This window comes from Pinisolibacter sp. DMC100 (assembly GCF_056313705.1).
This window is the reverse complement of record NZ_JBQUZT010000002.1, coordinates 324251-347060: the sequence shown is the minus strand read 5'-3', so window position 1 is coordinate 347060 and position 22810 is coordinate 324251. Positions and strand designations below refer to the sequence as shown.

Genomic DNA, 22810 nt, shown 5'->3' with positions numbered 1-22810 from the left:
ACCAGAAGAGGGTGTCATGACCACCACCGTCACGCTGCGCGAGAGCCATTTCGGCGAAGCCGAATACGAGTTGCTGCGCTCGGGCGCGCTCACCGCCCGCCCCTTCCGCTACCCGAGCGGCATCGCGGCGATCCGGCTCGCCAACGAGCGCGGCCATCTCGTCGTGCTGCCCTTCATGGGCCAGATGATCTGGGACGCGGTCTTCGACGGCGTCGATCTCGGCATGAAGGACATGTTCGCCGAACCGCGCCCCGCCGACTCCATCGTCGGCACCTACGGCTGCTTCGCCTTCCACTCGGGCCTCCTCAGCAACGGCTGCCCGTCGCCCGCCGACACCCATCCGCTGCACGGCGAAATGCCCTGCGCGCCGATGCAGTCGGCTTCGCTCGAGATCGGCGAGGACGCCGAGGGACCCTATCTGGCGCTCACCGGCACGCGCGAATGGGTGATGGGCTTCGGCGATCACTATCGCGCCAGCCCCCGCGTCGTGCTGCGGCCGGGGACCGCGCTCTTCGACTTCGGCATCGAGGTCGAGAACCTCGCCTCGGCGCCGATGGACCTGATGTACATGGCGCACGTCAACTTCGCCCTGGTCAGGGGCGGCCGCATCGTCCAGCCCGCGCCCTTCGACGCCGCCCACACCGTGGTGCGCTCGGTGGTGCCCGGCCACGTCCGGCCGACGCCGGCCTATCTCGCCTTCATCGAGGAACTGGCGCGCGATCCGTCGAGCTCCGCCGTCCTCGACCGGCCCGAACGCTACGATCCCGAGCAGGTCTTCTACGTCCGCGGGGTGCGCCGCGGTGCCGACGGCCGCACGGCGATGATGCAGGTCGGCCCGACGGGCGACGCCCTGACCATCGCCTGGAACCCCGACGACCTGCCGCACACCGTGCGCTGGATCTTCGACAACGGCGATCAGCAGGTCGCCGCCTTCGCCCTGCCGGCGACCTGCGAGCCGGAGGGCCGCGTCGCCGAGAAGGCCAAGGGCCACGTCCGTTCGCTGGCGCCCGGCGCCGCCGCCGCCTTCTCCGTCCGTCTCGGCCATCTCGACAGCGGGGAAGCCGCGCGCGTCGAGGCCGAGATCGGCAAGTTCCGTTGATCCCGAGGAGACCGTCATGCCCGTGAAGATCGCCGTCGTCGGTTCCAACATGGTGGACCTGATCAGCTACATCACCCGCATGCCCGACCGCGGCGAGACGGTGGAGGCGCCGGACTTCCGCATGGGCTGCGGCGGCAAGGGCGCCAACCAGGCGGTCGCCGCCGCCAAGCTCGGCGCCGAGGTGACCATGGTCACCAAGGTCGGCGACGACGCCTTCGCCGACACGACCATCGCCAACTTCCGCCGCTTCGGCATCGACACCACGCATGTCGAGAAGGTCCCGGGCGTCTCGTCCGGCGTCGCGCCGATCTTCGTCGAGCCGTCGGGCGAGAACTCGATCCTGATCATCAAGGGCGCCAACGGCCACCTTGCGCCCGCCGACGTCGACCGTGCCGCCGACGATCTGAAGCGCGCCGATCTCATCCTGATGCAGCTCGAGGTGCCGCTCGAGACCGTCTATCACACGATCGAATTCGCCGCGGCGAACGGCATCGAGACGGTGCTCAATCCGGCGCCCGCCGCCGCGCTCGATCTCGCCCGCATTGCCAAGGTGACGTTCCTGACGCCGAACCAGACCGAGCTGGCGCTCCTCACCGGCATGCCGGTGGGCGACGAGGTCGAGGCGATCGTCGCCGCCAAGTCGCTGGTCGACAAGGGCATCCGCGTCGTCGTGGTGACGCTGGGCTCGCGCGGCGCGCTGCTGGTCGACGGCAAGGGCGTCACCCGCATCCCGCCGGTCGCGGTGAAGCCGGTCGACACCACCGGCGCCGGCGACGCCTTCATCGGCTCCTTCGCCCGTTTCTACGGCGAGAGCCGCGACGTCGAGGCCTCGCTGAAACTCGCCGCCCGCTACGCCGCCGATTCGATCACCCGCCCCGGCACCCAGACCTCCTACGCCACGGCGGAGGAGTTCGCCGCGCTGCGCGGGGCCGAATGACCGGACGCCCGGCGGAGGCACGCCGGGCAAAAGAGCGACCCGAACGGGGTCCGTCGCGAGACGGGCCCCGTTTTCGCGTGTCGACCCGCCGATTTCCCGCCCTCTTGCCACTTCCGTCGAAGTCGCATCGATTGAAAGCTGAATGAAAGCCGGATCGATCATGATCGACGCCGAGCCTTCTCCCGCCCTCGGGCGTCGAGAGGAAGGCCTGAAGAAACGTCAGGAGAAACGCATGTCCGTGAAGGCATGGGTGCTTGCGACCGTGGCCACGTCCGCGCTCGCCGCCTCGATCACCACCGCTTCCGCCGCCGACAAGATCACCATCATGGTGGGCGGCATCGAAAAGCAGATCTATCTGCCCGCCAAGCTCACCGAGCAGCTCGGCTTCTTCAAGGAAGAGGGCCTCGAGGTCGAACTCCTGTCGGAGGCCGCCGGCGTCGACGCCGAGAACGAGATGCTCGCCGGCGCCGTGCAGGGCGTGGTCGGCTTCTACGACCACTGCATCGACCTGCAGGCCAAGGGCAAATACACCATGTCGGTGGTGCAGCTCTCGCGCGCCCCCGGCGAGGTCGAGCTCGTCTCCACCAAGCACCCCGAGATCAAGTCGCCGGCCGACTTCAAGGGTCAGTCGCTGGGCGTCACCGGCCTCGGCTCGTCGACCAACTTCCTCACCCAGTATCTGGCGGTGAAGAACGGCGTGCCGCTCGGCTCCTTCACCACCCTGCCGGTCGGTGCCGGCGGCACCTTCATCGCCGCCATGCAGCAGGACAAGATCCAGGCCGGCATGACCACCGAGCCGACGATCTCGCGCATGCTGAAGACCGGCGAGGCGACGATCCTCGTCGACATGCGCACGCCGGAGAAGACCCGCGCCGCGCTCGGCGGCACCTATCCGGCCGCATCGCTCTACATGTCGACCGCCTTCGTCGAGAGCCACAAGCCGGAAGTGCAGAAGCTCGCCAACGCCTTCGTCAAGACGCTGAAGTGGATGTCGACCCACTCGGCCGAGGAGATCGCCGACAAGATGCCCAAGGACTACTGGGCCGGCGACCGCGCGCTCTACGTCAAGGCGATCGCCGAGGGCAAGGAGCAGTTCACCACCGACGGCGTCATGCCGGAGGACGGTCCGGCGACGGTGCTCGCCGTGCTCTCGGGCTTCTCCAAGAACGTCAAGGGCAAGCAGATCGACCTCTCCAAGACCTACACGACCGAGTTCGTGAAGGCCGCGAAGTGATCCTGCGCGCGTGAGGCCGAGCGGCCCACGCGCCCTCCCCCGTCAGACACGACACGCCCGCGCGAGGCCCTGCCCGCGCGAAGGAGCCCCGCATGTCCGAAACCCCGCAGGCCGCCGGCCCCGCCGTCGAACTCGTCGACGTCGAGCGCCGCTTCCTCACCCCCGACGGGCGCCACATGACGGCGATCCGCGACTTCTCCATGACCGTCGGCCGCGGCGAGTTCGTCGCCGTCGTCGGCCCGACCGGTTGCGGCAAGTCGACGACGCTCGGCCTCGTCTCGGGCCTGTCGATGCCGACGCTCGGCCGCGTCGAGGTCTTCGGCGAGCCCGTCACCGGCATCGATCCGCGCATCGGCTACGTCTTCCAGTCCGACGCGCTCTTCCCCTGGCGCACCGTCGTCGACAACGTCGTCGCCGGCCCGCTCTTCCGCGGCCGGCCGAAGGACGAGGCCTACGACAAGGCGCGCGCCTGGCTGAAGCGGGTCGGCCTGTCGAAGTTCGAGAAGCACTACCCCCACCAGCTCTCCGGCGGCATGCGCAAGCGCGTCTCGCTCGCCCAGACCTTCATCAACGACCCGAAGATCCTGCTGATGGACGAGCCCTTCTCGGCGCTCGACGTCCAGACCCGGGTGGTGATGCACGAGGAACTGCTGAACCTGTGGTCGGAGAACCAGGCCTCGGTGATCTTCGTCACCCACGACCTCGAGGAGGCGATCGCGCTCGCCGACCGGGTCTACGTGCTGACCAACGGCCCGGCGACGGTGAAGTCGGTCTACACGATCGACCTGCCGCGTCCGCGCGTCGTCGCCGACATCCGCTACGATCCGAAGTTCATCGAGATCTCCCACACCATCTGGTCCGACCTGCGCGAGGAAGTGCAGGCGGGCTATTCCCGCAGCGCGGCCTGAGGAGGCGCCCATGACCGACGTCACCACGCTTCCCGCCGCCGTCGCCGAGCCGCTCGGCTCGGGCGAGACCCCCGGCGCCCGCGCCGCACGCCTGCGTCGCTATCAGGTCCTCGCCTGGCGCTGGGCCATCCTCGCCGCCGCGCTGGGCGGCTGGGAACTGGCCTCGATGCGCGGCTGGATCGACCCGTTCTTCTATTCCCAGCCCTCGGCCATCGCCGAACGCCTGTGGGAATGGATCACCGAGGGCACCGCCGAAGGACCGCTGTGGTTCCATCTCTGGGTGACGATGGAGGAGAGCCTCGCCGGCTTCTTCTCCGGAGCGATCGCCGGCGTGGTGATCGGCATCGCGCTCGGCCGCAACCGCATGCTCGCCGACATCTTCTCGATCTACATCAAGGTGATCAACTCGATCCCGCGCGTCGTTCTGGCGCCGATCTTCATCATGATCTTCGGGCTCGGCCTCGGCTCGAAGGTGGCGCTGAGCTTCGTCATGGTGTTCTTCGTCGTCTTCTCCAACGCCTTCCAGGGCGTACGCGAGGCCGACCGCAACATGATCGCCAACGCCCAGATCCTCGGCGCCTCGCCGTGGCAGCTGACCCGTTCGGTGATCGTGCCCTCGGCGATGAGCTGGATCTTCGCCTCGCTGCACGTCTCCTTCGGCTTCGCCATCGTCGGCGCCATCGTCGGCGAGTTCGTCGGCTCGAAATACGGCATCGGCCTGCTGATCAACGTCGCCAAGGGCTCGTTCGACGCGGCCGGCATGTATGCGGCGATCGTCGTCATCATGGTGGTGGCGCTCACTGCCGACTGGGCGATGTCGAAGCTCGAGCATCGGCTGGCCAAGTGGCGGCCACAGCCCCACGGCGCCGAAGGCTGACCCCCGGCCGATCGACGCGAAGCGACCCCGTCCGGTCCTGCCGGGCGGGGTCGTCGCGTTTCACGACGCGATCGGCAGCACGACCTCGGCGCGCAGCCCCGACGCTCCGTCGGCGCGCGGTCCCAGCGTGATCCGGCCGCCGTGCGCGGCGGCCGCCTCCTGCGCCACCGCGAGGCCGAGCCCGGTGCCGCTCCCGTCCGACCGATCGAGCCGGTGGAAACGCTCGAAGACCCGCTCGCGCTCGCTCTCCGGAATGCCCGGCCCGGTGTCCTCGACGACGACGACCGCCGTCGCCTCGCGGCGTTCGACGCGGACCACCACCTCGCCGCCGCGACCGGCATGGCGCAGCGCGTTGTCGACCAGATTGGCGACGATCTCGCCGAGCAGCGTCGCGTGCCCCTCGAGCTCCAGCCGGTCGACCGCCGGTTCGAAGGCGAGGTCGACCCGCCGTTCGACCGCCAGCAGCGCCAGATCGTCGAGCCGGGCGCCGATCAGCGCGACGAGATCGACGCGATCCTTGCGCACCGCCGCCCCTCGCTCGGCCCGCGCCAGCGAAAGGAGCTGGTTGACCAGCCGGCTCATCACGTCGATCGAGCGGTCGACGGCCGAGAGCGCCTCGCGTTGCGCTCCACCGCCGGGCTCGGCGAGACCGACGCCGACCTGCGTCTTCAGGACCGCGAGCGGCGTGCGCAGTTGATGGGCGGCATTGGCGACGAAACGGCGTTGGATCGCCACGTCGCCCTCGATCCGCTCGAAGGCCTGATCGAGGACGCGCGCGAGCGGACGGAACTCGTGCGGCAGATCCTCGTCGGCGAGCCGTTCGGGCTGCTTGGGATCACGGGCGATGATGCGGTCGCGCAGCCGCGTCAGCCGGGCGAGGCCACGCGTCAGGCCGTAGACGGCGAGGCCGCAGGCGGCGGCGACCAGCAGCACCTGATCGCGCAGCGCCTTCCACCACAGATCGGCGACCAGTCGGTCGTGGCCGGCGAGCGTCGAGCCGACCACCACCATGCCCTCGCGTGTCCCCTCCGCCATGACGATCGGCTGGACCAGCGCGACGGCGCGCACGCGCCGGCCCTCGAAGGCGGCGTCGAAATGGAGCGGCTGCAACCCCTTCGGCCGATCCGGCGGCATCGGCCCGTCGGCATAGCCGGCGAGGAGCTCGCCCCTCGGGCCGATCACCCGATAGACCACCCGGTCGCGCGCCTCGGAGGCGAACATCTCGAGCGCCGCCGGCGGGATGGTCGCCTCGACCAGCACGCCGTCGCTCTCGATCCGCTCGGCGATCACCCGCGCCGAGGCGGTCAGCGTTCGATCCTGCACGATGTCGGCGGTGGAGATGGCGTCGAGCCGGGTCGTCCAGACGTTGAAGGGCACGAGTGCGGCGAGCGGCAGGCCGAGCCGCAGCAGCAGATCGCCGCGCAGGCCGAGCCGGCTCATCGTTCTTCGCCCAGGAGATAGCCGAGGCCGCGCAGCGTCGCGATCGCCACCCCCGAACCCTCGAGCTTCTTGCGCAGCCGATGGACGTGGATCTCGATCGTCGAGGCGCTGGCCTCGTCGTGATGGTCGAAGACGGTCTCGAACAGCGCCTCCTTGCGCACCGGCTTGCCGGCCTTGAGGATCAGCGCCTCGAGCACGGCGCTCTCGCGCGGCGTCAGGGCGAGCGCCGCGCCGGCGAGGGTGAAGGCCCGCGTCGTGCCGTCGTAGACGAGTGGGCCGCAGCGCATCTCCATCGCCCTGCCCGGTCGCGCCCGGCGCAGCTGGACGCGAATGCGGGCGAGCAGCTCCGACGGCTCGAAGGGCTTGACCAGATAGTCGTCGGCGCCGCTGTCGAGGCCGCGGACACGGGCCGAGACGGCGTCGTCGGCGGTGACCACCACCACCGGGGTCGAGGTGTTGCGGCCGCGGAACTGCTTCAGCACCGTCAGCCCGTCGATGTGCGGCAGGTCGAGATCGAGCAGGACGAGGTCGTAGCCGCCGATCGTCAGGGCCGCCTCCGCCTCCTCGCCGTCGCCGGCGAGATCGACGGCATAGTTCTCGCGCCTGAGCAGACGGGCGAGCCATTCGGCGAGTTCGGCATTGTCTTCGGCGAGAAGCAGGCGCATGGGCGGGTCCGTACGACCGTCGCGGTCGGTCGGCGCCGGAACGGCGCGGGCCGAGATGTGATCATCTTCGGCCCGCTCAGGCAACCGCCGGCAAGGGGTCGCGCCCGCCGCCCGAAGACCGAGACACGGGCTCCCCGCCGTGGCACCTTGGGCCGCGTCGCCACGAGGGCTCTGGAATGATCGTCGCCCGGACCAGTCTCACCCATCCGCTGCAGATCGCCGAGGTGCGCGCGAGCCCGGAACACGGCCGCATCGGCATCACCTTCTGTCCCGGCAAGCAGGACATGGACGCCATGTCGGGCGCCTGGGCGCGTGACCTTTCGACCGATCTCGACGCGATCGTCGCCTGGGGCGCGACGATGGTGGTGACGCTGGTCGAACCGGCCGAACTCTCCACCCTGAAGGTCGCCGACCTCGGCCCGGCGGCGCTGGCGCGCGGGCTCGATTGGCGCCATCTGCCGATCCCCGACTTCTCGGTGCCCTCCCCCGCCTTCGAACGCCGCTGGCTCGCCGACGGCCACGACATCCGGGCGCGGCTCCGCGCCGGCGAGAACGTCGTCGTCCACTGCAAGGGCGGCCTCGGCCGCGCCGGCATGATCGCCGCCCGCCTCCTCGCCGAACTCGGCGTCGAGCCCGAACGGGCGATCCGCGACGTCCGTGCCGTCCGCAAGGGCGCGATCGAGACGCACGGCCAGCTCGCCCTCGTCCGCCGCACCACGGAGATCGCCGCCGAAGGCCTCGACGTCGCGAACCTTCGCAAGGTCGGCGGCCAGCTCGGCTCCAACCCCGGCGGCGTCCACGAGGACGATCTCGGGCGGCGGTACTACGTCAAGACGCCGGAGACGCCGACGCTCGCGCGCAACGAACGGCTGGCGGCGGCGCTCTATCGGCTGGCCGGTGCCCCGACTCTGATCCATGTGCCGGTCGCGGGCGACGCCCATGTCGCCACCGTCTTCGTCGACCTCGCCAAGCGCAGCCTCGCCCGCTTCGACGCCGCCGAGCGGCGGCAGGCGCGGCGTTGGTTCGCCGTCCACGCCTGGACCGCCAACTGGGACGCCGTCGGCTTCGACGGCGACAACCAGGGCGTGGTCGACGGTGTCGCGACGACGCTCGACGTCGGCGGCGCACTCGAATTCCGCGCCCAGGGTGACCCCAAGGGCGACGCCTTCGGCAAGAGCGTCGGCGAGATCGAGACCCTGCGGACGAACCCCGACAACCCGCACGCCGCCCGCCTCTTCGGCGACATGACGCCGGCCGAGATCGTGAAGGCGATCGCGGTCGTCACCCGCATTCCCGACGGCGCGATCCGCCGGGTGGTGGCGGAAGGCGGCGGCAGCGCGGCGCTCGCCGACAAGCTCGTCGCCCGCAAGGCCGACCTGAACGACCGCGCCGGCCGGATGATCTGACATCCGACCGGCGCGCTCCCCACCGTCGTTCACATCGGCGATCGATCAGGCTCCGATCGCGTGGTCGGCCGGATCGGCATTCGCCGCCGCCTCGGTCGGCTTGGCCGCCTGCGCCAGCGCCGCCAGACGAGCCGCGAGGTCGTCGTAGCGCTCGCGGATCGCCTCGGCCTCGGCCGTGCGTTCGGCCATCGCCTTGGCGGCGTCGCGGCCGGCGAGATGGCGCAGCAGACGCCAGTTGCGCCGCCGCTCCTCGACCAGACGGACGATCGGATCCGGCACCGCGAAGCGGACCAGCTTGCGATCGCGCACCTGATAGACGAAGGGCACGCGGCCGACGCGTTCCGCCGCCGGCAGGTCGATCCACTCGTGGATCGGCACGCCCGCCACGTCGTCGGCGAGCGGACGCGGCTGGAACTGCTTCTTGAAGCGGCCTTCCTCGAGGGCGAAGTCGGCCGGGGTCAGCGGCACTTCCATCGTCTGCGTCACGCCGTTCTCGTCGTCCCATTCCAGTTCGACCGTGGTCCAGTCCTGCTCGGCGTCCGGGTTGCCGGCGAGCGACAGGCGCGCCCGCGCCGACGGCTCGACCCGCGGGTCGTGGACGAAGAGCGGCGACACGCGGCTGCGGACCGCGAGGCGGGCATGGCCGCTCGCCACCGCGTCGCCGATGCCGTTCTCGCCCTGGCACGGCGTATGGACGTCGATCACCACCGGGCCGTCGCGATAGTCGAGCGCGGTGAGCACGTTCTTGAGGAAGTGCCCCTGCATCGCCGGGGTCGACTGCACCACCATCACCTTCGGGTGGAAGGCGGCGATCAGCCCGAGTTCCTTACGGTCGTCGGTCTTGCCGGCATGGGCGGCGCCCACGCTGGCGAGGTCGGAGTCCTGACCGAGGAAGCTCGAGGTCGACGCCTGTCCGCCGGTGTTGGAATAGGCACCGGTGTTCAGCACCACCACCTTGATCGGCGTATGGGTGGTCAGCAGCTTCGACAGCGCGCCGAAGCCGATGTCGTAGGTGGCACCGTCGCCGCCCATCGACACGATGGTCGGCATCAGCGCCAGTTCCTCGTCGGTGAAGTCCGCCCAGGACAACATGGCGAGAGGCTTGTCGTGACGGGCCGGATCATAGGCACCGTCGCGCTCCAGCGCGGCGATGCGACGAGCGCGCACCACCTCGACGAGATCGGCCGCGAGGCCTTCGAACAGGCCCTTGGCCACCGCCGGCGTGTCCTGGAACAGGCTGTTGACCCAGGGCGCCCGGTAGGGGTTGGCCGGGAAGGTCGAGCAGTAGACCGACGAACAGCCGGTGGCGTTGGCGACCACCATCGGCGCACGACCGCCGCCGGTCGGACCGCTCTCGAGGGCGAAGAGCCGCTTCTCGAGCACCGCCGCCGCCCGGTCGATCCGTTCGGCGCGAGCACCCTCGGCGCCGACGCGGACCTTCTCGAGATCGGCGAGCATGGTCTCGATCGCCGCCGTCTCGCCTTCGGCCCGACGCGTGCCGAGCGCCTGGACGGTCGACGTGATCTGGCGGATCACCGTCGCCTCGCCGCAGCCGCGGCAGGCGCCGTGACCGCCGGTGGTGGCGTAATAGGCCTCGCGATCGAGCACGAAGCGCTTGGCCTCGGGCCCGGCGAGATTGCCGACGAAGCGGCGCGGCGACGGCTGCGTCTGCGACAGGAGCGCGAAGCGCGTCTGCATCTCGTCGTAGAGGTCGTCGTCCTGGACCTGCTCGCTGAGCGCCTCGCCGCCGCAGACGGTCAGGCATTCGAGACAGCCCGAGCACTTCGACGGGTCGATGCCGATCGACAGGAGACCGCCGGACCCGGCCGCCTTCTTCTCGAACTGGTCGAAGAACAGGTTGGTGCGGGCGACCGGGAGCCAGGACAGCGTCTCGGCGAGTGCGCCGAGATCGGCCGCGAGTTCGCCGTCACCGGCCGCGACCGAGGCCGCCGCACCGGCGACCAGCGCCGACAGCGCCGGCTTCTCGCTGGTCTCGACGAGCGCGATGCGCACCTTGGCCTCGAGCGCCGGCAGGACGGCCGAGAGCCGAGCCGCACGACCTTCGGGCAGCGCCGTCGCCTTGGCGGCGGTCGCCAGCAGGTCGGCGATCTCGTGGACGGTGGCCGGCAGGGCCGCGTCCGGGCACACCAGCGTGCATTCGAGGCAGCCGGTGCACTTCTCCGGTTCGAAGGCCGGTACCTGACGGCGGAACAGGCCCTTGTCCTTGGCCGCGGCGCTGCCGGGCGGCAGGAAGAGGCCGGACCCCGGCATCACCGGCGCTTCGCCGATCGAGCCGTCGCGCATCGGCTTGCCGACGATCGCGTCGAAATAGACCGGATCGAACAGGCCCGAGGGCGCCGCCCGCGACGCCAGGCCGGCGAGACGGGTGTCGACGCTGCGGGCCCGCGCCGCGAGGGCGACCAGTTCGGCCTCCTCGTAGGCCGGCTCGCGCCACGGCACCTCGATCGTCGCCTCGAGACCCTCGCGGATCACCTGCATGTTGCCTTCGACGACGGCCTTGCCCTTGGCACCGAACTTCTTCTCGATCTGCTTGCGGATGCGCTCCAGCGCCGCGTCGCGATCGAGACCGGCGGAGACCCGGTCGACCCGGCCGGCGAGCGCGCCGATGAAGGCGATGCCCATCATGCGGGTGGCGAGTTCGGGCGTCGGGGCGTGACGCGCGGCGACGGCGAAGGCGTCGAGCACCATGAAGTGCACCCCGCGTTCGCGGATCGCCGCCCGCGCCTTGGCCGGCAGCGCCTCCCAGGCGGCATGCGGCGGGAGGTTCGTCTGCAGCACGAAGGTGCCGCCGGGAACGAGGCCCTTCAGCGGATCGGTGTGCGAGAACACCTTGTGGTCGGCCGACAGGACGATCTCGACGTCCTCCAGCTCGGCATTGGTGATCTTCACCGGATCCGGCGACAGGGTGATGTAGAAGTTGGTCGGCGCACCCGACTTCTCCGAACCGTACTTCGGCGCCGACTTGGAGTGCAGCCCGAGCAGACCGGAGAGAATGTCGGTGGCGAGCTTGCCCGTCGCCACCGTGCCGTAGCCGCCGACCGAGTGGAAGCGAATGCGCATGGCGCCGGCCGGCAGCAGGTCGGCCGGGTTGTCGCCGGTCTTGAGCACACTGGTCAGCCGCTCGGGATAGGCCGCGGCGAGCCGCTCGTGCAGATCCGTGACGACCGCCGGGGCGTTCGGCGCGGTGAAGCGCGAGCCGAGCCAGACGAAGGGCGCGGCGTCGGCGCTGTCCATCGCGTCATAGGCGGCGATCAGATGGCGCGGCTGCAGGTCGTGGCCACCGAGGCCGAAGATCGCCGTGGTCGTGCGCGGCAGGACGGCGAGCGCCGGGATGCCGGGATGGCGCGGGGTCGCGCTCTCCGCGTTCTCGCGCGCCTTGACCAGAGCCCGCGACACGCGATCGGACAGCGCCGTCACGTCGGAGCGCTCGAGCACCGTCACCGCCCGCTTGCCGGCGATCGCGGCGATCAGCTCGGCCTCCGGGAAGGGCTGGAGCTGCTTGATCGCCACCACGCCGACCTTGCGGCCGTGACGACGCATCCACTCGGCGACCGCCTCGGCGTCGCTGGTGACCGAGCCGAGGCCGATCAGCACCGTCTCGGCGTCCTCGCAGGCATAGGTCATCACCGGCGCGTAGCGGCGGCCGGTCAGTTCGCCGTATTCCTCGAAGGCCTTGGCCGCGAGCCGCGGCACGTCGGCGAGGAAGTGGACGTGATGGTCGACGACGCCGGCCTGATAGTCGGGCTGGTTCTGCACCGCGCCGGTGAGGCCGGGGTTGTCGGGATCGACCAGTGCCGGCACGCGCATCCGCGTGCCCTTCTCCCAGGCGTTCAGCCACAGCCGCCGCCAGCGCGGCATCAGCGCCGCCGGCACGAAGGGCTCGGTCGCGCCGATCAGCGCGCCGACACGATCGGTCTCGATCGTTTCCGCCCGCTCGGCGAGGAGATTGCGCAGGCTCGCGAGATCGGCCGGCGCGAAGGAGTCGGCGTGACGGGCGACCCACTGCTTCAACTGATAGACGCGGCCCTTGGCGCCGTGCAGCACCTCCTGCGCCAGCGTCGGGCAGGCAATGCGCTCGGACGGATCGCCGAGATAGAGCTTGAGCAGTTCCGGTTCGGGCAGCAGCGCCTCGCTCGTCATGTGCGAGGTGGCGAAGCCGTCCATCGCGTTGGCGACCGGAACCAGAGAATCGGCGGCGATCCGGTAGGAGATCGCGGCGAAGTCTGCCGCCTCCTGCGGGTCGGCACCGAACAGGATGGTGTAGCCCGCCGGCAGCAGGGCATAGACGTCGTCGTGGCCGGCCATGACGTTGAGCGAATGCTTGGTGACGACGCGCGCCGCCACGTGCAGCACGAAGCCGCCGACCTTCTTGCCGACCGTCACGTAGTGCGACTCGAGGGCGTAGAGGATGCCCTGCGAGGACGAGGCGTTGGAGATGTACTTGCCGCCGGTCAGCGCCGCCGCCAGCGCGCCGCTCTGGGCCGAATGCTCGCCTTCCGGCTCATAGAAGAACGGATGCCGGCCCCAGACGTTGACGCCGCCCGCCGCCCGGAAGCGCTCGTAGTTCTCGGAGATCTCGGTAGAAGGCGTGATCGGATAGCCGATGACGCCACCACAGACGTGGCTCGCCACGTAGGCTACCGCGCCGTTGCCGTTGATGACGGTCGGCACACCGGGGAATTCACGAGCCATGGTTCCATCTCCGCTGATCGGACGCACGTCGACAAGGGCAGCCTGCGCGGAAACGACGGCGCGGGATCGTGTTTGTCACGTACGTGATAGGTCGAATACGTAGACGTTGTTTGTCTTATGCTTGCGCATTAGACTAACGTATGGCTCGCCGCTGTCGAGGGACATTACTGCTGAACTTGTGACAATCCTGTCGGCTACCCGACATTTCAATCGACGCAGATCCGACGGAGTGATTTCAGGACCGTCCCGCGCATTCTTGATCGATGTCTAATATTTCAATTCATACAATGTGTTGATGCGGTATCTCGAAGCCGATTTCGGATAGCGTTCGCGGCGGCGTGCGACGAAACAACGCAAGCAATCGATTAGTATTCGTGCTTGTACGCATGGATCATGCGCGCGTGCCCCGTGCCGCGATGGCATCGACGGCCGCCGAAAGGTCGTCGCCGAGCCGGTCGACGTCGGCCGAAGTCGCGGCCCGGCCGTCGCCGCGCGCCGCCCTTTCGATGTCCGCCGCCCGCTCCGCGACACGCCGCGCACCGACGTTGAAGCTCATCGACTTCAGCGCGTGCGCCGCCGCCCCGAGCCGGTCGAGATCGCCGCCGCGCGCCGCCTCGTGCAGCTCGCGCAACTTTTCCACCGCCTGGGTCTGGTAGAGCCGGACGACCCGGTCGACGACCGCCGTCGCCCCGCCGGCCATCGCCGCGAGATCGTCGAGCACGCTGTCGTCGAGCACCGGCGCCTCGTCCGAGGCATTCGCCGCGGCCGGGATCGATTCGACCTCGACCGTCGGCGCCTCTGCCGGTCCTTCGATCAGATTGATCGCATGGGCGCGGATCGTCGCCTCGAGGGCAGCGAGGGTGAAGGGCTTGTGCAGCACGCCGTCCATGCCCGCCGCGCGCCAGGCGTCCGCCGCGGTGCCGACCACATGGGCGGTGAGTGCGACGATCGGCGTGCGTCCCCGCCCCTCCCGCGCCTCGAAGGCGCGGATCTCGCGCGCCGCGTCGAAACCGTCGAGCACCGGCATGGAGCCGTCCATCAGCACGAGGTCGAAGGTCTCGCGCATCACCGCATCGACCGCCTGCCGTCCGTCGACGACGAAGACCGGCGCGATGCCGAGGCGACCCAGCGCCGCGCCGGCGACCTCGCGATTGACCTCGACGTCGTCGGCGACCAGCACGCGCAGACCGGGGAAGCGCGCGTGCTCGACCACGCGATGCGCCGCTCGCTCCTCGAGGGTCGCGAGCGGCCGTCCGGCGGCGAGACAGGCGACGACGGCGTCGATCTCCTCGCGCGTCGCCGGCCAGGCGACGGATGCGTCGGCGAGACCCTGCGCGAGCAGGGCCGAGACGTCGTCGCCGGCCTCCGCCAGCACGACCACCCCGCCCTCTTCCCCGAGCGCCGGTCGGCCGTCGGCGCGCAGCCGCGCGGCATCGACGATCGCCAGCCGCGCGCCCTCCGCCGCGATCGGTCCGTCGCCGGCCGCGATCGCCCGGAAGCCGGCATCGCCGAGATGACCGGTGAGCGCCGCCGCCGTCTGCCGCCCGCCGACGGCGACGATCGCCACCGACGGCAGCCCATCGTCGAGTCGTGCCCAGGGGGCGACGTCGGTCGCCGGCCCGGTCACCGGCAGTGTGAAGAAGAAGCAGGTGCCGCGTCCCTCGACGCTGGTCGCCTCCAGCGTCCCGCCCATCGCCGCGACCAGTCGCCGGGCGATGGCGAGGCCGAGACCGGTGCCGCCGAAGCGTCGGGTCGTCGTCTGGTCGGCCTGCGAGAAGGCCTCGAAGATGGTGGCGAGCTTGTCCTCGGGAATGCCGATGCCGGTATCGACGACGGCGAAGAGGACGCGGTCGGCGCCGAAGGCCTCGACCTCGATGGTCACGCCGCCGGCTTGCGTGAACTTCAGCGCGTTGTTGACGAGATTGGCCAGAACCTGACCGAGCCGCGTCGGATCGGCGTCGAGCCGCGCGGCGCGCGGCAGCGCCACCCGGGCGGCGAGATCGAGCCCCTTGGTGCGCGCCCGATCGGCGAAGAGCTTGGTCACCGTGTCGACCGCCTCGTGCGGATCGACCGCGACATGCTCGACCTCGAGCTTGCCGGCCTCGATCTTCGAGAGGTCGAGAATGTCGTTGATGATGGCGAGCAGGCTCGCGCCCGAGCGCGCCACCACCTCGGCCTGCCGCCGCGACCGGTTGGGCAGGTCGGAGGCGGCGAGGAGCTCGGCCATCACCAGGATGCCGTTCATCGGCGTGCGGATCTCGTGGCTCATGGTCGCGAGGAAGTCCGACTTGGCGCGGTTCGCCTCCTCCGCCTCGCGGGCGGCACGGGCGAAGTCGGCGGTGCGGTCGGCGACGTCCTGTTCCAGGCGTTCGCGGTGCCGGGCCAGCCGGTCATCACGTTCCCTGATGTCGCCGATCATGCCGTTGAACCCGTCGATCAGCGTGCCGATCTCGTCGCGCCCGCCGGGCTCGAGCGCCACCGAATAGTCGTGCGCGCCGCGCACCCGCGCCATGGCGCCCGACAGCGCCACGATCGGCCCGACGATGCGCCGCTGCAGGCGGAAGGCGACGACGAAGGCGACCGCCAACGCCAGCGCCGCCCCGCTCGCCGCCGCCCGGGCCGAGGCCCAGAGGCGGGGCGCCAGATCCTGCGTGTCGGCGAGGATCCTCAGCACGCCGACCGTCCGCCCCTCGTCGACGATGTCGACGCGGACCTCGACGGTGCGGCTGGCGATCCACCGGCCGATCGACACGTCGGCGTCCGGATCGGTCAGGACGAGATCGCTCGCCAGTTGCTCGGTCGCCCCGACGTCGCCGAGCGGCGTGCCGTCGGCCGCGTCGATGCCGGCGAAGACCAGCCCCTCGATGCGGCCCATCGAGCGGATCGCCCGGTGCACGCCGGAGCGGTCGCCCTCGGCGGTGGCGCGTGCGGCGGCCGCCGCGATCACCTGCGCCGTCGAGAACAGGCCGTCGCGCTTGGCGACGCCCCAACGCAGCGTCTCCTGGCGGAGGGTCAGCGCCAGCATCACCGCGGTGGCGAGCACCACGGCGGCGGCGACGAGCAACAGGAGGCGGGTTCGGATCGACGGCACCGGGAGTTTCATGCCCGGATACTGCCGCGCCATGGTTAAGGCGGCGCAAACGGATACCCGACGATACGCCGGCTCATCGAACGTATCTTTAGGAACTCTCTGTTAGAAACCTTCCAAGGCTTGCGCCGAGACGCGAACGAAGAGCCCGAAACGCCACGTCGAATCCGTTCGAAACGCCGATGACCAACTCAGCCGCGACCACCCGATTCGAGTATGTGCTGACCGAGGACATGGACATCCTCGCCGTCGACGACGACCCGATTCAGCGCGAGTTCTGTTCGGTCTATCTCTCCACCCCGACCGTCCGGGTCGAAACCGCCGACTGCGCCGAGGCCGGTCTCGCGGCCCTGCCGACGCGGCCGTGGGCGGCGCTCCTGGTCGACGTCGACATGCCCGGCATGGACGGCATCGAGATGGTGCGCGTGCTGCGCGCCGATCCGCGCTTCGACCGTCTGCCGGTCATGGTCATCACCGGCCGCGAAGACATGGTGTCGATCGATCGCGCCTACGAGGCCGGTGCCACCGCCTTCATGTGCAAGCCGGTCAACTGGCGCCTGCTCGCCCATCAGATCAAGTTCATGGTGCGCGCCCATCGCGCGCTCGTCGCCGGATCGGAGGGCTCGCCGTGATCACGCCCCTGTTCCGACGTCTCGCCCGCTTCCTGCGCGATCGCCGCGGCAACGTCGGTCTCGCCTTCGCGCTCTCCGCCGGCGCGCTGGTCGTCGTCGGCGGCGGTGCCGTCGACTTCGCCGACCTCTCCGCCCGCCGCGCCCGCATGCAGGCGATCGCCGACGGCGCCGCACTCGCCGGCGCCAAGGAATTCCGCCTCGGCAACTCCGCCGTCGACGTGGTCGGCGGCGTCGCCGCCAATTTCGCGCGCAAGTCGCTCGGCGCCGACGCGACCACGACCGACGTCACGCCCAGCGTCGACAATGTCGCCAAGACGGTGACGGTGACGCTCACGGCCAATGTCCAGACCTGGGTGCTGAGCGCCGTCACCTCGACCCGCGTCCAGGTCGCCGCCACTGCCCGCGTCGTCGGCGGCGCGCCGATCTGCGTCATCGGCCTCAATGCATCCGCACCCTCGACGGTGCTGCTCGAAAAGTCGTCTCGCCTCGAGGCGCCGGGCTGCTCGATCTATTCGAACTCGACCAAGTCGACCGGCCTGATGGCCAAGAACAGCGCGGTGATCAAGGCGGCCTTCATCTGCTCGAGCGGCGGCAAGTCGTCGCCGGGGCCGGGGTCCTTCACCCCCGACCCGCAGACCGACTGTCCGGTGCTCTCCGACCCGCTCGCCGCCCGGCCGCAGCCGACGGCACCGGGATGCACCCAGACCGGGCTGGTGATCTCCGGCGGTTCGGCCATCCTCAATCCGGGCACCTATTGCGGCGGCATCACCATCGACGGCGGCGCCTCGGTGACGATGAACCCCGGCATCTACGCCTTCAAGAACGGCCCGCTGGTCGTCACCGGCGGTGCCTCGCTCTCGGGCAACAACGTCGGCCTCTTCATGACCGGCACCGGTGCGGTGGTCGACTTCGAGGCCGCCTCGACCGTGTCGCTGACCGCGCCGAAGACCGGCGACATGGCCGGCATGCTGGTCTTCGAGGACCGCGCCGCCCCGACCGGTCAGGTCCACACGATCTATTCCGACAATGCCCGCATGCTGCTCGGCACCATCTATCTGCCGCGCAACCGACTGCACGTCGCCGCCAACAGGCCGGTCGCCGACCAGTCGGCCTATACGATCGTCGTCGCCGACCAGTTCACCCTGTCGGAAGGCCCGACCATGGTGCTGAACACCAACTACAGCTCGACCAACATCCCGGTCCCCGCCGGCATCGGCCCGAACGCCAACCAGACCGCGCTCTCCAAGTGAGGCGCGGTCGCGACGGCGACCCGGTCTGGAATGGAAGGGAGACGCCCGGCGCGCGGCCGGGCGCGCGCTCACGCCGCGTCGCGGCGCGGCACGGTGCCGGAGGCGAGCATGGCGTCGAGCGCGTCGGCCGACACCGCCTTGGAGAAGAACCAGCCCTGAATGTAGTGGCAGCCGGCGGCGCGCAGGAAGCGCCACTGGTCCTCGCTCTCGACACCCTCGGCCGTGATCTTCATCCCCAGCGCCCGGGCGAGCGCGACGACCGCATGGACGATCGCCGCCGACTGGACGAGACCGACGCCGTCGACGAAGGACTTGTCGATCTTCACCTTGTCGACGGGAAGCTTCAGGAGATAGGTCAGCGACGAGAAGCCGGTGCCGAAGTCGTCGAGCGCGATCTTGACGCCGGCGGCGCGCAGCACCGTGATGTTGGCGACCGCCCGTTCGAAGTCGCCGATGTAGGCGCCCTCGACGATCTCCACCTCGATCCGCTTCGGATCGACGCCGATCTCGGCCAGCACCTCGAGCGCGCGGCGGGCGAAGCTCGGGTCGCGGAAGCGATCGGCCGTCATGTTGATCGACACGGTGATCGACGGCCAGCGCAGCGCGTCGGTCGCGGCGCGGCGGAACACCCACCAGTCGAGCGCCTCGGCCTCGTCGGGCGCCTCGTACCAGGCGAGCACGTCGGCCGGGGTCGTCAGACGCGGTGTCGGCTTGAGGATGCGCAGCAGCGCCTCCACCGCGACGATGCGCGATCCGTCGGCGGCCACCTGCGGCTGATAGTGGAGCGTCAGGTCGTCGAACGAGACGCCGCGCTCGGAAAGGTCCGTCATGTCGCCCTCGACTCGCAGTTCGGGTTTCGACAATGACAGACCTTGGTTTCGCAATGATTGATGGCGGTCGCGGCGTTTTGCCCTCAGACCACCGGCGCGCCCATGCCGAAGGAATAGGGCACCGGGCCGGAGAAGGCGACGACGTCGCCGTCGTCGAGCACCGCCTCGCGGTTGACCATCCCGCCACCGTAGAGGCCGGGCGACACGTCGCGGCCGTTGCGCAGCACGAGGAAGATGTCGCCGACCGGCAGACGCAGTCGATCGACCACGTCGCCGACGGTCGCTCCTGCCGTCAGTTCCAGCCGCTGCACCGGCCCGAGCCCGCCGCCGTGGCGGGTGAGGCTGTTGAAGAGCCGCACCTCGACGGTGATCGGCATCCCACTGGCGTTGTGGCCGATCATTCCCGTCTCGATCGTCGTGTTCGCGTCTTCCATGGCTTCCTTCCCTCGAGGACCCGTCCGACCGCGACGGTCGCGCACACGGGCCGGCCGCTTCTTGATAGCCGTCAAGATCGTCCTCCTTCCTTGGTATGGGTTCCGGTCCCGGCGGGGGCCTCGCTCTCGCCGGGTGATGGAAAGCCGGCGCGCTCTGTGCCAAGGTCGGCCCCGGGGACGGACCACGGAGCGCGAAGAGCGTGAAACTCGGCAAGAGGACTCGATCACGACCGGCCGCGGCCGACGCCCCCCTCGGCACCACCCTCGCCTCGCTCGACGCGTTCCGCCGGTCGGCCGTCGCCACGCCCGCCCCGGTCGCGCCCTGCCGCCTGCCGCCGCGCACGGCGATCGGCGCCGTGCTGGCCGAAGATCTCGTCTTCGCCTACGACCGCCCCCTGATGCCGCTCGCCCTGCGGGCCGGCTGGGCGGTCGCGTCCACCGACACGATCGGCGCCTCGCCCTATGCCCCGGTGACGCCCGCCGCTCTCGTCGCGGTCGAACCGGGCGAGGCGGTTCTGCCCCCCTTCGACGCCGTCGCGGCGCGTGCGAGCGTTCCGCAGGTCGCCGGCGAACCGCGCTTCCACAAGGTCGTGGCGCCGGGAACCGACCTCCTGCCGCGCGGCTGGTGCGCCCGCGCCGGCAGCACGCTCGCCGTGGCCGGCACGATCGTCGGCGAACGCCTCGCCTTCGTCGCCGAGAGCGCCGGCATCGCCGCCCTCCCCGTCCGCCGGCCGCGCGTCGTCGTCCTCCACGACGGCTCGGATGCGGCGGACGAAGCCGCCCACGCGCTGGCGGTCCTCCTCGGCCGCGGCCCGGCTCTCGTCGAGACCGCCGCCTTCGCCGCGTTCGATCCGGCCGAGGCCGATCTCCTCCTCCTCCTCGGCCGTGGCGACTTCGATGCCGTCGATCCGTCGCGGAACTGGTTCGAGACCGCCGGCACGATCACAGGCGGCGGCCTGGCGCTCGCCGCCTGCGAGGCGACCGCCTGGGGCACGATCGCCGGCCGGCCTGCGCTGCTCCTCTCCGGTCGCCCCGAAGATCTCTTCGTCGCGACCCTCGCGATCCTCGAGCCGACGATCGCCGCGCTCGCCGGATGGACGCCGCCGATCGTCGAGACGACCGGCCGCCTCGCCCGCAAGCTGGTCTCGCAGATCGGCCTCGCCGAGATCGCCCTTCTGGCGCTCGGTCCGGACGGCACCCTGGAGCCGCTCTCGACCGGCCGTCCGCCCTGGACCGCCATCGCCCACGCCGACGCCTGGGTCGAACTCGGCCCCGAATGCGAAGGCTTCGCCGACGGCACGACCCTCGCCGTCCGTGCGCTCGCCCCCACTCTCTGACGACAATCCGGAGCATACCGCCGTGAAACAGGACCAGTTTCTCACCGTTCTCGGGCGCGACGAGGCGCTCGCGCGATTCGAGACGGCGCTCGCCGCCGCGCCGGTCGGGGTCGAGACGGTGCCGCTCGGCGAGAGCCTCGGCCGCATCGTCGCCCGCAGCCTGTCGCCGGCGATCGAGGTGCCGCCCTTCGACCGCTCGACCATGGACGGTTTCGCCGTCCGGGCGAGCGACGTCGCCACGGCCTCCGAGGAGAACCCGATCGCCCTGACGCCGACCGGCGAGCAGATCGCCTGCGGCCGTCTGCCCAAGATCGCGATCGAACCGGGCGCCACCTCGGTCATCGCCACCGGCGGCCCGATCCCGCGCGGCGCCGACGCCGTCGTGCCGGTCGAATGGACCGAACCGGCCGTCGACGGCACCGTCCTCGTCCGCCGCGCCGTGGCGGGCGGACAGAACGTCGCCTTCGCCGGCTCCGACCTCGGCCGCGGCGAGGTCTTCATCCGCCGCGGCACGCCGATCGGCTCGCGCGAGATCGGCATGATGGCCGCCTCCGGCATCGGCGAGGTGCCGGTGTGGCGCCGGCCGAAGGTCGCCGTCGTCTCGACCGGCGACGAGCTGGTCGCCCCCGGCGAGCCGCTGCCGCCCGCCGGCATCTACGACACCAACGGCCCGATCGTCGCGGCGACCGTCGCCGAGAACGGCGGCGAGCCGGTGATCTTCGGCCGCGTCCGCGACGACGAGGCGGCGCTGCGCGAAACCCTCGCCCGGGCGCTCGAGAGCTGCGACATGGTCGTGCTCTCCGGCGGCACATCCAAGGGCGCCGGCGACTACACCTCGCGGCTGGTGGCCGAACTCGGCGAACCCGGCATCGTCGTCCACGGCGTCGCGCTGAAGCCGGGCAAGCCGCTCTGCCTCGCCGTCTGCCGCGGCAAGGCGGTGATCGTGCTGCCGGGCTTCCCGGCCTCGGCGATGTTCACCTTCCACGAGTTCGTCGTGCCGTCGCTGCGCCGTCTCGCCGGCCTCAAGCCGCGCGCCGACGAGAGCGTCGAGGCGACCGTGCCGGTACGCGTGCCCTCGGCCCGCGGCCGCACCGAATACGTCATGGTCTCGCTCGCCGAGGGCGACGAGGGCGAGGTGGTCGCCCATCCGGTGTTCAAGGGCTCGGGCTCGATCTCGGCCTTCGCCCAGGCCGACGGATTCGTCGCCGTCGATGCGCTCGCCGACCATCTGCCGGCGGGCTCGGACCGCGAGGTGACGCTGTTCGACCCCGACATCCGCCTGCCCGATCTGGTGATCGCCGGATCGCACTGCATCGGCCTCGAGCCGATCGTCGACACGCTCTCCGACCGCGGCTTCGACGTCCGCATCCTGGCGCTGGGCTCGACCGGCGGTCTCGAGGCGGCGCGGCGCGGCGAATGCGACGTCGCCCCGATGCATCTGATGGACCCGGCGACCGGCGGCTGGAACCAGCCCTTCCTCGACGACGGCCTCGAACTGCACGAGGGCTGGCGCCGCATGCAGGGCTTCGTCCATCGCCCCGACGACGCGCGATTCGCGGGATTCGCGACGGTCGCCGAGGCGGTCGCTGCGGCCCTAGCCGATCCGTCCGTCGTCATGGTCAACCGCAACCAGGGCGCCGGCACGCGAATCCTCATCGACCGGCTGCTCGCCGGCCGCCGCCCGCCGGGCTGGCAGAATCAGCCGCGCTCGCACGGCGCCGTCGTCGTCGCGGTCGCCCGCGGCGCCGCCGACTGGGGCATGACGATCGAGCCCGCGGCCCGCGCCGAGGGTCTCGCCTTCCTGCCCTATGGGGAAGAGCACTACGACTTCGCGATCCCGCGCTCGCGGTCGGAGCGCCCGGCGGTCCGCGCCTTCCTCGACCTCCTCGCCGATCCCGAGATGCGCGCCCGCCTCGCCGAGGCCGGCTTCCGCCCGGCGTGACGTCGGCTCGGCGACGGC

General features: G+C 70.8%; 16 protein-coding genes. 10 read left to right on the top strand and 6 right to left on the bottom strand.

Features of this window, described 5'->3' with window-relative positions:
- The first annotated feature begins 16 nt into the window (after positions 1 to 16).
- The 5 genes from ACT541_RS10510 (at position 17) to ACT541_RS10490 (ending at position 5055) form a co-directional block, all read left to right on the top strand.
- Complete coding sequence (locus ACT541_RS10510) at positions 17 to 1099, top strand: aldose 1-epimerase family protein (RefSeq protein WP_476136612.1); 1083 nt, start codon at positions 17 to 19, stop codon at positions 1097 to 1099.
- 16 nt (positions 1100 to 1115) lie between these two features.
- A complete protein-coding gene (rbsK, locus tag ACT541_RS10505) occupies positions 1116 to 2036 on the top strand; it encodes a ribokinase (RefSeq protein WP_476136611.1) in 921 nt (306 codons plus the stop codon).
- A 232-nt stretch (positions 2037 to 2268) separates the two neighbouring features.
- Positions 2269 to 3270 (top strand): ABC transporter substrate-binding protein, encoded by a 1002-nt coding sequence (locus ACT541_RS10500; protein ID WP_476136609.1) that lies wholly within the window; start codon positions 2269 to 2271, stop codon positions 3268 to 3270.
- A gap of 92 nt (positions 3271 to 3362) precedes the next feature.
- Positions 3363 to 4178, top strand: coding sequence for an ABC transporter ATP-binding protein (locus ACT541_RS10495; RefSeq protein WP_476136607.1), 816 nt, complete (start codon positions 3363 to 3365; stop codon positions 4176 to 4178).
- A gap of 10 nt (positions 4179 to 4188) precedes the next feature.
- Positions 4189 to 5055, top strand: coding sequence for an ABC transporter permease (locus ACT541_RS10490; RefSeq protein WP_476136605.1), 867 nt, complete (start codon positions 4189 to 4191; stop codon positions 5053 to 5055).
- Positions 5056 to 5115: 60 nt separating this feature from the next.
- On the opposite strand, the gene ACT541_RS10485 is transcribed toward ACT541_RS10490, so the two are convergent.
- Both ACT541_RS10485 and ACT541_RS10480 read right to left on the bottom strand, forming a co-directional pair.
- Positions 5116 to 6495: a sensor histidine kinase gene (locus ACT541_RS10485; RefSeq protein ID WP_476136603.1), complete on the bottom strand. Its 1380-nt coding sequence runs from the start codon at positions 6493 to 6495 to the stop codon at positions 5116 to 5118.
- Positions 6492 to 7160 carry a response regulator gene (locus tag ACT541_RS10480; RefSeq protein ID WP_476136602.1) on the bottom strand — a complete coding sequence of 223 codons (669 nt, stop codon included), beginning with the start codon at positions 7158 to 7160 and terminating at the stop codon, positions 6492 to 6494. The genes ACT541_RS10485 and ACT541_RS10480 overlap by 4 nt, the downstream gene beginning before the upstream one ends.
- Before the next feature lie 176 nt (positions 7161 to 7336).
- Here ACT541_RS10480 and ACT541_RS10475 point away from each other — a divergent pair, with 176 nt between their 5' ends.
- A complete protein-coding gene (locus tag ACT541_RS10475; protein ID WP_476136600.1) occupies positions 7337 to 8566 on the top strand; it encodes a cyclin-dependent kinase inhibitor 3 family protein in 1230 nt (409 codons plus the stop codon).
- 45 nt (positions 8567 to 8611) lie between these two features.
- On the opposite strand, the gene ACT541_RS10470 is transcribed toward ACT541_RS10475, so the two are convergent.
- Together ACT541_RS10470 and ACT541_RS10465 are read right to left on the bottom strand one after the other, a co-directional pair.
- Complete coding sequence (locus ACT541_RS10470) at positions 8612 to 13279, bottom strand: 2-oxoacid:acceptor oxidoreductase family protein (protein WP_476136598.1); 4668 nt, start codon at positions 13277 to 13279, stop codon at positions 8612 to 8614.
- A gap of 391 nt (positions 13280 to 13670) precedes the next feature.
- Positions 13671 to 16382: an ATP-binding protein gene (locus ACT541_RS10465; RefSeq protein ID WP_476136596.1), complete on the bottom strand. Its 2712-nt coding sequence runs from the start codon at positions 16380 to 16382 to the stop codon at positions 13671 to 13673.
- Positions 16383 to 16549: 167 nt separating this feature from the next.
- Here ACT541_RS10465 and ACT541_RS10460 point away from each other — a divergent pair, with 167 nt between their 5' ends.
- A complete protein-coding gene (locus ACT541_RS10460; RefSeq protein WP_476136595.1) occupies positions 16550 to 16999 on the top strand; it encodes a response regulator in 450 nt (149 codons plus the stop codon).
- On the top strand, positions 16996 to 18249 hold the full coding sequence (locus ACT541_RS10455; RefSeq protein ID WP_476136593.1) for a pilus assembly protein TadG-related protein: 1254 nt from the start codon (positions 16996 to 16998) through the stop codon (positions 18247 to 18249). Before ACT541_RS10460 ends, ACT541_RS10455 begins: the two co-directional genes overlap by 4 nt.
- A gap of 68 nt (positions 18250 to 18317) precedes the next feature.
- Here the strand turns inward: ACT541_RS10455 and ACT541_RS10450 are convergent, their stop codons facing one another.
- Both ACT541_RS10450 and ACT541_RS10445 read right to left on the bottom strand, forming a co-directional pair.
- A complete protein-coding gene (locus ACT541_RS10450) occupies positions 18318 to 19079 on the bottom strand; it encodes an EAL domain-containing protein (protein WP_476136591.1) in 762 nt (253 codons plus the stop codon).
- Between the two features lie 83 nt (positions 19080 to 19162).
- The gene (locus tag ACT541_RS10445) at positions 19163 to 19513 is read right to left on the bottom strand and encodes a MoaD/ThiS family protein (protein ID WP_476136589.1); all 351 of its coding nucleotides are present in this window, start codon (positions 19511 to 19513) and stop codon (positions 19163 to 19165) included.
- 200 nt (positions 19514 to 19713) lie between these two features.
- Here ACT541_RS10445 and ACT541_RS10440 point away from each other — a divergent pair, with 200 nt between their 5' ends.
- Complete coding sequence (locus ACT541_RS10440) at positions 19714 to 20850, top strand: MoeA family protein (RefSeq protein ID WP_476136587.1); 1137 nt, start codon at positions 19714 to 19716, stop codon at positions 20848 to 20850.
- A 22-nt stretch (positions 20851 to 20872) separates the two neighbouring features.
- Positions 20873 to 22792 (top strand): molybdopterin biosynthesis protein, encoded by a 1920-nt coding sequence (locus ACT541_RS10435; protein ID WP_476136585.1) that lies wholly within the window; start codon positions 20873 to 20875, stop codon positions 22790 to 22792.
- Positions 22793 to 22810 lie beyond the last annotated feature (18 nt).